An 11,390-nucleotide genomic window follows, 5' to 3' on the forward strand; every position below is an offset into this window, starting at 1 on the left:
CACTCTATAAAGCGAAAAGATTTCTACTCGCGTAGAAATCTTCTCTCAATCATACAATGGAAAGCCTACCTTCAGCCTCAATTAATTCTATTTCAACTAACAAGATTTAGATAGTTTTTGATTATTCTGTTTTCACGAATTTTATTTTCAAAATAAAGGTTGTAAGATCTATATATACTTGTCATTTATCTAATATTTGTCCTCTGATACAGTTATTAATTTATCTGAAGAATGAATTAAGTGTCCATATTTACTTACACCCTCGTATATAACTATATAATCTGACGGGTTATCTGCAGCAAAAAAACTGAGATTGGCAATCCCATTTAGTCCAATCTGTACATTCGGGTTCCAATAAATAGTCGTTCTATAATCAGGCTTTTTGGATTTTCTATCTTCCTCCCTTTCATAGGCTGGAGAATAAAATGTTGTCGGCTGCTGATAACCGATAGCCTTTACATATTTAATATTAGAACTTATCGTATTCTTTTGTACAAATCCTCTTTTAGTGTTAATCACGATTGCTCCATTTGCTCCACGCGAACCAAAAATAGCACCCATTGTTGTACCTGGTGTCACAAAAGCATCCTGAATGTCTGACACTGATAACATATTATAATCGAATCCTTCGGTTGGAACATTATCCAAAAGCAACATCGGTGTATTTCCTCTAAACATGACTTCGCTGCCCGAAACCGTAACACCGGGAATTCTTCTAAGTAAATCATATACCGTTAGTAGATGCCACTCATCAATTTCTTTAGTGGTTATGACTGAAGACGACATAACTGAATAATATGGAGACTCTGTAATAGAAGGCAGCTTTCGCTTAGCAGTAACAGTGACTTCAGCTAAATCATAATTTTTTAACCCATCATATGCAATCGCTGCATTACTCACTCTTTTGAGCAGTGAATCTTCCTCTGCGACAGATTCCGATTTTTCTATTCTGGGCAAATTTTTGAAAGATGGGTTTTGATTTAAAGTATCCATTTCAAGAAATACCTTTCTGGAACCTGTTTTTGTATTTGCTTGTATTATATATTTTGTTCCTTCCGGATACTCCAGATTTTTAAATATGAATTTCCCAGCTTTGTCCGGTTTTGTAAAAGACACTCCCAAAACAGAGTCTTTTAATGCCAGCAAACTTAAATTACCTTCTTTTAGTGTCGAAAAAACGCCCTCAGCTTTACCTGAAACTTCTTCGCTTAGTTCAAGAGGGTATTTCATATCTTTTACCGGATTTCCTTTCAAAAGATTGGGAATATCATATCTACGCCAACCTTGCGTCATCATTAAGACATCCAGCGCTAGTTCTGAAGCTTTGTTGTTTATTTGCAAATAGCTCATCGGATTCTCAATATAACCTTTAAGTTCGGATGAAAGTAGTAAGGTCGATACAATTGAGGAGGTTGTATCTAGGTTTGTTTTTTTGGAATCAACTACGGCTATAGATACATTTCCTGATAAAGGTTCATTATTGTCATCAGTAATCTTTATAGACAAATTTATTTTATCTCGTAACTTGTATTTATCTTTATCTTGCTGAGTAACCGTTTTAGTAAATGTGCTCTTTTGAGCAGAGAATACAAGTCGTTCACTTAATATGTTACGGTTAGAATCGACAAGCAGAAAATGTACGATGCCGGCTGGAAAAAAATCTTTATCAAATACAATATAATTTTTAGTTGAATCCCAAAGTTCTGCATAAACAGGTACTCCACGGATATGAGCTATTAATTGACTTTGCGATTGTAATTTATAGTTAGGAGTCTTTAGTACATTAACATATAATTTATCGTGAACCCATGAAGTTTTCAAAGAAACAACACTATCAGAAGGTTCCGGTAAATTAAATTTCTTAGAGACATTTTCTTTATTGGTACAAACTGCATAATATTTTTTGCCGGGTGCATAATACATATTAAAACTGCCCATTCCTAAGTGAGTAGTCTCAAACTCTCTACACAATTGTCCTTGATCATCAAAAATCTGACCTTTGACATCCTCAGACAAACCATTTGAATTGATGGACTTAAAAGCCATCGTCATAGTTGTACCTATAGGAGCGTATCCGCCTTCAGGGAAAAACGAGACATCAAATGTCTTGTTCAAATAGGGTATTTTATAGTATTTCTTGTATATTTTTCCATTAAATTCTGCTTTCAATTGAAAAGTTCGTTCTTTGGCTATTTCTTTTTCGCTAAAATAATAAAGTCCGATTTTCTCCTTAAAACTAACTTCTCTTTCTTTAGCGGTGTTGTTTTCAGCCAAAGAAACCACACAACGATCTGGCCTAATTTCTTTATTATCAAATTTTGAAAAAAATTGTATTTCAGCATTGATAGAGCTTCCTGAAGCATGATATTTTATATTGGCCGACACTCTTTCGGATATTGGATTAGCGATGTAAATTGCTTTGGTAAAGAAATAATCTTCTCCAATATTTTGCATAACTCGGGTGTAAGCTCTCAACAAATAGTTTCCTTCACCCAGCTCTTGCTCTGTTTCAATATTACCATAAAAGCATCCTGTGCTATCGGGTCGTAACTTTACCCTTTGAACCAAATGATTCATGGGATTTACAAGTTCTACATACACATAACGACTGGCGTTAGCTTGTTTAAGAAAAACAGCATCTACCAAGTGTGCTCGAAACCAGATGGTTTCACCTGTAAGATACTCGCTTTTGTCTGTTTGAACATAAATTTTTTCTTGAGGAAAAAGAGATATCTGATCGTAAAAAAGTTTTTTTACAGGATTATCTATAGAATCTTGCGCTTTAAGGATTGCCCCAAAAGCAAGCAATGTGAATAGCAATATAATTGATCGAAGTTTCATGAATAAGTAATAAACGGATAAAAAAGTCAAAAGTGAGTTTATATGTAAATCTAACTATTAAAGCATTGTCAGTATCTCTGCTTCGCAGAAATATTTGTTTTTGTATTGTCTTTATAGATAGGAAAAACACCAATGAAACAATCCACAAGCGTTTCTTCTTTTTTCAATGCCAATGAGAAACGTAAGTAAAAAGAATACAGGTAAGAGAAATATAAATATTATTTGAGCTATCAAAGATTCAACTGTTTGCAGTTAACAAAAATGTCTGAAAAGCAAATCTCATAAAAGTTGAGCAAGGTTGTACTTGCAAATATCTTTCTGCGAAATAAATAATATTATTCCGGTTGAAATATTTGCAAGTATTGCCTTTTAAGAGAATCGGTTTCAGACACCTTTGTCTTCTGTTATTTAGCTAGAGGATGATCTTCAATCCAATCAGTTATAACTTTTTGTTCAGCAGTCGTTTTTGTTGCTTTGTATAAATAACCTACAGTTTTACGGACAACCCCTTTGTCGTCGGTAAATGTGTACCAAATGGAGTATAACTTCAAATCAGGATAATATGTCCCACCTCCTGTAATTATTGCAAATTTATCCCAGGTTTTAAGGGTCAACGTATTATCAGAATTAACAGTAATCTTAAAGCAGTTCGTAGGGCGATAATCATTAATATCACCTTGAGTAAATTCGTTGGCAAAATGGTACATACGAACAGTTTTACCGTCGTCAGTAGCTTGCAAGTTTCTCGCCATATTATAGATTACAGTATCCTTAGAATTAGTCGTATTTCTAATTACACCATTCATGTAGTACAATCCAGAATACTTATTTACCATATTTAACTTTACCAATGCTACAGTATCTGTCTTAACCAGCGAATAAGCAGTAGTTGAAGTTAATCTCAAAGCTATCATATACATTGAATCGCACTGAAAACTAGCGGGTTTAATGTAAATTGGAAATGTATTATACACTTGTCCAGCCTTGATAGTCACACTTTTAGAAGGATACGTATAAACGCTAGACGCAATTTTTCTATACTGAGTAGCTGTACCAGATAGATTCTTTGTATTATAAATAGTAATAGCAGTATCCATTTCTCCTACTGTAACCGTTACATCATTAGCGCTAGGACGTGAACCACTCACTGCCACAGAAATGGAAACAGTATCATAAGGCGCATCTGCAATGTTCAAGTCTCTATCAACAATTTTGTCTGCTGCACCTACAATATAGACACTTTGAGGATACAAATCTTTGCTCAGAGGAGATTCTTGATCGCATCCTACAAACAAGATCGACAAAAGTGCTAAAGGTAATAATATTTTATTTTTCATCATATTCTAAAATTTTTTGATTATTATTTCCAACCTGGGTTTTGGACCAACCTTCCATTTTTATCTATCGTAGACTGGGAGATAGGAAAGAAATACATTTTGTCCTTCCAGGTACGTTTCATTGATGGCAACGTATTCCAGACTCTTTTTGTGTAGAATAATGCACGAGCTTGTTCTTTTTGAGATACATCTAAGCCCATTACAGGTTTTAGATAAGCATTTTTTGCATCCATCCAACGACGAAGATCATAATAACGATGGTCTTCATTAAAAAACTCAACTCTCCATTCCTGCTTGATAATATTTCTCATTTTATCTCTGTCCGAAGCATCTGCCAACGTAATTCCCGGAAGACCTGCACGGTAACGAATTTGATTAAAGTAGAAAACAATTTGAGCAGGATCTCTGGTTATTGTAATTGCTTCATCATTTACATTCTTTCCAGTATATGTGCCTGTCATTTCATTCATGGCTTCAACATAACCTAGTAAAACCTCGGCATAACGGAAAGTAGGGTAAAATTTCTGCTTTACGGGGTTGCCCCAAAGTAGATTATCTTCCTGATGTACGTATTTACGACATGTATAACCTGTATAGTTGGTATGATCTTGATCTCCAGTCGATGATCCACCTTTATAGTAGGTACAAACAAAATTCTTAACACTATTATCAGTTCCTGTATATGAAGTAGCAGGCCAAACACAATAATTAAAACCAATAGAGGCATAAAAACGTGGTTCACGGTTATCATCCATCTTTGCTCTGTTAGCATCAAGCACATAATCATCCGAAAAAACAGCACCGGAACCTACAGGATTGAACGATTTTTCTTCAGCAGTAGCGTCATTGAACTGTCTTCCATCTGCCATACGATATTGTTCAATCATATCAGTTGTTACAGCATACGAAGATTTACCCGAATGTTTTGTAGGATAGTAATATGAATCATCGCTTCCACTCCTTGCACTACAGTAAATCAACTCATCAATACTTTCAGGTCGTAAACTACCATCAAATAGTGATTTATACGACTTGTAGGGATCAATATCCATTGCTCCATTGGGAAAATTCATAGTAGTCAGATTCACATCACCAGTTGTTGTAGGAAGAGGCAATGTACCGGTTCCTTTAGAATTTACGATTTTAGGCCAAGTGTTGAGTTTATATTTACCCATGTCGATAATTCTCTTAAAAGCTGCAGCAGCAATACCCCAACGTGCAGGATCAGCTTTCTGAGAAATAAAATAAGTACCATCAGGCCGTTTCCAATTTGATAGCTCTTCAACTGTACTGGCACCACCATTGAACAATGGGCTGGCAGAATACAACCGCATACGAGCTATTAAAGCATAAGCAGAACCCTTAGTTGGCAAAAAAGGATACGCAATTGATCTGTTGGTAGGAAGTAACTTTGCAGCTTTTTCCATATCGCTACAAATATATTCTACACATTCGTCCCAAGAGTTACGCTCAAAAGAAACTTCATCTACAGTTGCATCTGTATCAAATGCAGTCTCTGGTAAGATTGGCACCGGTCCATAGAGTCTCACCAAGCTATAATAGAAATAGGCTCGCATAAAATAAGCCCGGCCAGTGTAATCCTGACGATCCGACTCTGTTAAATCCGAATTTGTCCCAATTCTAGCAAGTATAATATTTGACTTACGAATACCTTTATAATAATCCGACCAAGGATTAATATCAGCAGTATACTGAGGTGTGATGCCATCTACATACAGTTGAGTTCCACCATGAAAACTATCTGCCCATGGTACTATCGCTTCATCGGTACTCAAACCACTTGGAGATTTCGATCTATAATTCCAGTCACCAATTAATTGAGATTCATCAGGCAAATACGCTGCAGTTCCGTTGACATATTGAAGAATTCTTTCTCTATTAACAAAAATTGAGTCAATTGTCATTTTATCATATACATATTTATCAATATCTAAGTAGCTTTCACAAGAGGTACATGCTAAAGCACATACAAATAGTACCGAAAACCACTTAATACAAATCCATTTTTTTATTTTCATAATCTGTGTATCTTTTTAAAATTGCATATTCATTTGTAATGTAAAAACTCTCTGCATGGGATACACCGCACCGTTTTGATTTGCTTGACCGGGATCAAATATTTTCACTTTGTCCCAAACATGTAAATTTTCTCCGATTATACTAAATGTGGTATTTTTAATCCCTACTTTTTCCATTAACTTACCTTTCATCTGATAAGAGATCTGAACATTCTTTAGCCTCAAATAGCTACCATCATTTAACCAGAAGGTAGAATTTCGATTGTTATTAGCATTGTCCCCATACGTAAGTCTTGGGAAACGGGCATTCGGATTTTCAGTTGCAGCAGTCCCTGAAATTTCTCTCGATGTCCAGCGATCAGACACAATATCCAGCACATTACCGACTTCTCTTCCCTTGAAAGGATAGAATCCGTTGCCACCATTAAAATATTTTATCCGACTTACTCCTTCGAAAAGCACGCTGAAATTCCAATTTTTCCAATTGAACTCCGTAGCAAAACCATATTGTATCTGCGGTGTGTCCGAATAGCCTAATGGCACTACATCATAATCGTTGATAATGCCATCGCCATTTACATCCTTGTATTTAATATCACCGGGCAATACCACACTGGTAAAAGTCTGTTTCGGACTATTTTGCACATCCGCTGCGTCTTTGAATAAACCAAGCGCTACTAATCCTCTATTGGCATGCCATTGGTATCCTACAGATGACTGGTAAGGATAGCGAACAATCGGCTCTTCATATTGCACTAATTCATTTTTGGATTGCGTGAAGTTACCACGCAGCACAAAATACATATCTTTATTGATTGTCTGGGTAAATGAAAGATGCCCATCAACACCCCAGGTTTTCATCTTACCCATATTCGCAAAAGGTAATGTAACCAATCCCATTTCTTCGGGAGTACTCGCCCGCTGTTGATAAATTCCGGAACGAATATCTTTGAAAAAGTCAACAGCAAAATCAAAACGGTTTTTAAAAAACTTTCCATCGATACCAAAATTCGATTTTTTGGACGTTTCCCACCTCAGATTACTTGATCCTACCTGAGTTTCTGTATAACCAGCGCCTGAGTTCCAAATACCGCTGGTGCTTGGTCCCATTATTGTCAGATAAGGAAACCGGGTATTCATTCGGTCGTTACCCACAGATCCATAAGAGACTCTGAATTTGAGAAAATCAAGAAATGAAAGTTTCTCTTGCACAATTTGATATTGCGTTGGAACCCATCCCAAAGAAATCGCAGGAAAGTAACCGAATTTTTTACCTTTTTCAAAAGCTTCTGAACCAGTATAACCAATATTTCCCTCAAACATATAGGTATCTTTGAAAGAATAAGTTACACGACCTGAAAATCCAATATAGCGTTTTGGAATTGCAGTAAGATCTGTTAATGGTTTCCAGTCCCACGGAATAGACCTATCGTAAGAACTAATATAATCTTCCATATAATAGTGCGCCAAACCTGTAACACGATGTACTTTATCAAACACTCGTTCGTAATTGGCATGTGCCTCAAAATAGTATTTTCTGTCTATATACGTATCTATTGAAAACAAAGGATCTGCCGAATCCCGCTTTTTCTCCAAAGCCAGCGTACCATCACGTTTTCTTGTTCGGGCATAATACAGCGCGGGAGTTTTTGACCTGGTTGATGTCATTTCGCTGTAATTTGTCATATTGAAAAGAGCGGTGAAATTAAGACCTTTAGTAATCATACTCAAGTCCTGCTGAAACTGTACATTAAGCTTAGTTGTATTATTATGATATTTCTTGAAGCCTGAATAGTTGAGCAACACGTAAGGACTTATTTGGTCGTTGTTGGGACCGTAGGCAGGCAGTTGGCCGCTTGAAAAAATTATCGGTACAGTTACAGGCGTCATATTAGCTTGTGAATCCCATAGCGACTGGCTGCTGTTTCCATAGCCCGGGTAGTTTTGATCGACCATTATATCTTCCAATCCCAGTGTCAAGATCGAACTCTTAGTTAAATTAACATCAACATTCGCACGAAAATTGTATTGCTTGTAAGCTACATTTGTGTCATACTTGTTGATTCCTTTATCCTGTTTAAATAATGCATCTTTATTCAGTACTCCCAAACTCATATAGTAACGGGCAACTTGTGCTCCTCCGGAAATACCTATATGATATTGTTGATTCCATGTATTATCCTTTAAAATAATATCCCTCCAATTCACATTAGGATGAAGATCGGGATCCATCCCATTTTTAAACAAAGCCAAATCAACAGAGTTGTAGATAGGATCGCCACCTCTCGACATAGAAGCTTCGTTAGCAAGAGCTGCATAAGTATTACCTTCTACATAATTAGGCATCCGGGGAGAATAAGATATACCGGCATTAGCTTTGAAACTAACTGAAAGTTTACCCGCTACACCCTTTTTGGTGGTTACAAGCACCACGCCATTAGCTCCTCTAACACCATATACTGCAGTAGCTGATGCATCTTTCAATATAGAAAAGCTTTCAACATCCTCTGGATCAACAGTAGTAAGATTTCCTTCCACTCCATCAATAAGTACCAAAGCACTTGAACCTGCTCCGAATGTACTAATACCGCGAATCCAGAAATCAGCATTATCTTTTCCAGGTTCACCAGTTAATTGTTGAGAAATAATACCGGGTACACGACCACCAAGCATATTATTTATAGATGTAGCCGGAGCCTTTAATTCCTTCACTTCTACATTCGTAATTGCACCGGTTACAGATATTTTACGCTGCGTACTATGACCAACCACAACAGCCTCATCCAGTTCATTGACTACTTCTTTCATAACGATTCTCATCCTCTCGTCAGACTTTTGTATCTTAACCTCATATTTTGCAAACCCTATTAAGGAGAAAACCAGCGTTTGGTTCTTTTGCAAACCGGTTATTCTAAAGTGACCGTCTAAATCTGAAATTGTTCCTTTACTCGGGTTTTCTTTTATCACAACACTAGCACCAACCTGTGGCTCTCCATTTTCAGTCATTATCGTACCGCTAGCAGTCAAACCTGATTGAGCATACATGGGCAACTGACAGAAAACAGCCACAAGAAAAAGTACAAATTTTATATATTTGTTCATTGAAATCTAATTAATGGTTTAACATTTATTTTCTATTCGATGGATAGTTTCCTAACCGTACCCTCTTGACCCCCAGCAATGAAATAGTTGCCGTCTACATCAATTGCAATATCACGAGGATATTGGAAAGTAGCCTCTATCGGAGTAGTACCATTTGTTAACGTACCATTACTATTCCCTGCCGCTATTTCTACAGCATCTCCCGAAATCTTTTGTATACGGGCATCTCCACCTTTAGTCCAAAAGTTGGATCCTTTACTGACAACAAATATTTCACCATCTGCATTGACAACCAAACCATGAGGGGAATTGAACTGAGCATCGACAAGTCTGTCACCTACAGAGACTCCCGGACCGTTACCTCCGGCATACAACGAACAAGTCCAAGTATTGTCAGAATTTTTTACATATTTATAAATTGCATGTTCAGCAGCAAACGAGAGAAAGAAACAATGATGATATTTACTATAAGTTATGTAAGAACCTTCCCAAGTATCGAAGCTCTTAGGACTTTGCTTTGCTAGTGGTGTCTTCGCTGTTGCTGCAGCCGGAATTATAAGACCTCCAAAATTGGCAGCAGCTAATCCTGATGGTTTCTGATCTGCAGTAGTGTATATTTTGTAACTCTTATCAGACAAGTTAATTTCAGCAATACGTCCTTGTGAGTCTACGCAGTATAAAAGATTATCATCCTCGGCGAATGTCATTGAGCACACTTTATCGCCCGGATAGTCGGCTGACGTAATTGTAATACCTGTAGTATTAAACGTCCAACTATTTTCTTTTTTAAATGCATAGATTGTGCGGTTGCCATTCCAAAAAGTCGTGGCATAAAATTTATCTCGAGAAGTAGGTACTGCAGGGTGACATAAAGCTGCAGGAGTAGAAAGTTTAGTGATCGTTCCATCATCGATAGAAAGAAGAAACAATTTATTACCCCATCCAGCTTCTATCAAAAATACGTTGTCAGATTTTACTCCTGCAACTGTTTGTACATAGTGGGTTTCGCCAAGAGATACAGCGTCAATAGGAGTACCTGCGTAATCAGCGTCATTCATCCATTTATTATCGGGTCCTAACTTTCCGCAAATAGTCTTCATCGATTTGCTTTGATGATACCTGAATAACAAACCATTAGGTGCGATACTGTCTTTCCCGATTACCACAGATATTTGGTTGTAACCATTAGGCTCTTTGGGAACAAGACCGGTAATACATTGTCCATTTGTAGCAGTAAGAACTGCCCTTTTTTTCCCAAAATAGACTTTGATGTCGGAAATTGCGCCGGGAAAATTTCCATTTAAAATAAAGGTTTGATCAATTACTCCATAAGTAGGATCAATCGAACTCACCGCTGTAGGCTGAGTTGAATCATACTTATTTTCCACCTTAGGAATTTTTTCTATTGCCTCGTAGCTACTACTACATGCGACGAGGAAAAGAAAAACAAATTCATTAAAAAAACGTGTTTTCTCATTGTAATTAAATTGAAGTTAGTAAAAATATATAGACACACATAGTTTGATTAAACTAATTTCAAACACACGTGTGTATTGCTTATTTTGAACTTGTAGAAACTAAGTACAAGTCCTAAAATTATTTTCGCTAAATAAAAAGATTAACAAGACAAATAACTAGAAACAATAAATCAAATTCAATTTAGATTCTGAAATTATAAATATTTTAGAAGTCCATTATTTAATGATTTTAAATAAAAAAATCACCATCCTATGAACTTAAAAAACCAATATCAGGTAGAAATCAAACTTGCCCTATCAATGGCAAAATCAATTAACGATAATTAGTTATTTCTCGCTTGGCAAAGATAAAATGATACGCGGGGAAGGAGTCGACATTTTAGATATATAATTCGACAAAATAGATAAATATCACAGACGGACTTCAATAGTCAACAAAGCGGACGTATTAGATAATACTATAATAAATAGCACTTTACCTCACAAAAGCTAAAGTTATTCAAATTATCATTATGGGAGAGACAAAGAAAGGTACTGAAAAATCAGCTTTCATTTTTTTAATTCCTGAGTACTAATAAAAATCAAAAAAAATC

At 36.3% G+C, this 11,390-nt stretch carries 5 protein-coding genes; all 5 read right to left on the reverse strand.

Annotated elements, in window-relative coordinates:
- Positions 1-189: 189 nt before the first annotated feature.
- Positions 190-2,841 carry a TonB-dependent receptor plug domain-containing protein gene (locus PALPR_RS09310; protein ID WP_148226454.1) on the reverse strand — a complete coding sequence of 884 codons (2,652 nt, stop codon included), beginning with the start codon at positions 2,839-2,841 and terminating at the stop codon, positions 190-192.
- Positions 2,842-3,245: 404 nt separating this feature from the next.
- A complete protein-coding gene (locus PALPR_RS09315) occupies positions 3,246-4,181 on the reverse strand; it encodes a BT_3044 domain-containing protein (protein ID WP_013445370.1) in 936 nt (311 codons plus the stop codon).
- 20 nt (positions 4,182-4,201) lie between these two features.
- Positions 4,202-6,217 carry a RagB/SusD family nutrient uptake outer membrane protein gene (locus tag PALPR_RS09320; RefSeq protein ID WP_013445371.1) on the reverse strand — a complete coding sequence of 672 codons (2,016 nt, stop codon included), beginning with the start codon at positions 6,215-6,217 and terminating at the stop codon, positions 4,202-4,204.
- A 15-nt stretch (positions 6,218-6,232) separates the two neighbouring features.
- Positions 6,233-9,319: a SusC/RagA family TonB-linked outer membrane protein gene (locus PALPR_RS09325; RefSeq protein WP_013445372.1), complete on the reverse strand. Its 3,087-nt coding sequence runs from the start codon at positions 9,317-9,319 to the stop codon at positions 6,233-6,235.
- A gap of 32 nt (positions 9,320-9,351) precedes the next feature.
- Complete coding sequence (locus PALPR_RS09330) at positions 9,352-10,707, reverse strand: IPT/TIG domain-containing protein (RefSeq protein ID WP_013445373.1); 1,356 nt, start codon at positions 10,705-10,707, stop codon at positions 9,352-9,354.
- Between the last annotated feature and the right edge of the window lie 683 nt (positions 10,708-11,390).

It is taken from the genome of Paludibacter propionicigenes WB4 (assembly GCF_000183135.1).
Taxonomy (GTDB): domain Bacteria; phylum Bacteroidota; class Bacteroidia; order Bacteroidales; family Paludibacteraceae; genus Paludibacter; species Paludibacter propionicigenes.

What these genes read in the sequence shown, in the direction of transcription:
- PALPR_RS09320 (WP_013445371.1), bottom strand. Translation starts at nt 6,217, where the DNA reads ATGAAAATAAAAAAATGGATTTGTATTAAGTGGTTTTCGGTACTATTT.
- PALPR_RS09315 (WP_013445370.1), bottom strand. Translation starts at nt 4,181, where the DNA reads ATGATGAAAAATAAAATATTATTACCTTTAGCACTTTTGTCGATCTTG.
- PALPR_RS09325 (WP_013445372.1), bottom strand. Translation starts at nt 9,319, where the DNA reads ATGAACAAATATATAAAATTTGTACTTTTTCTTGTGGCTGTTTTCTGT.
- PALPR_RS09310 (WP_148226454.1), bottom strand. Translation starts at nt 2,841, where the DNA reads ATGAAACTTCGATCAATTATATTGCTATTCACATTGCTTGCTTTTGGG.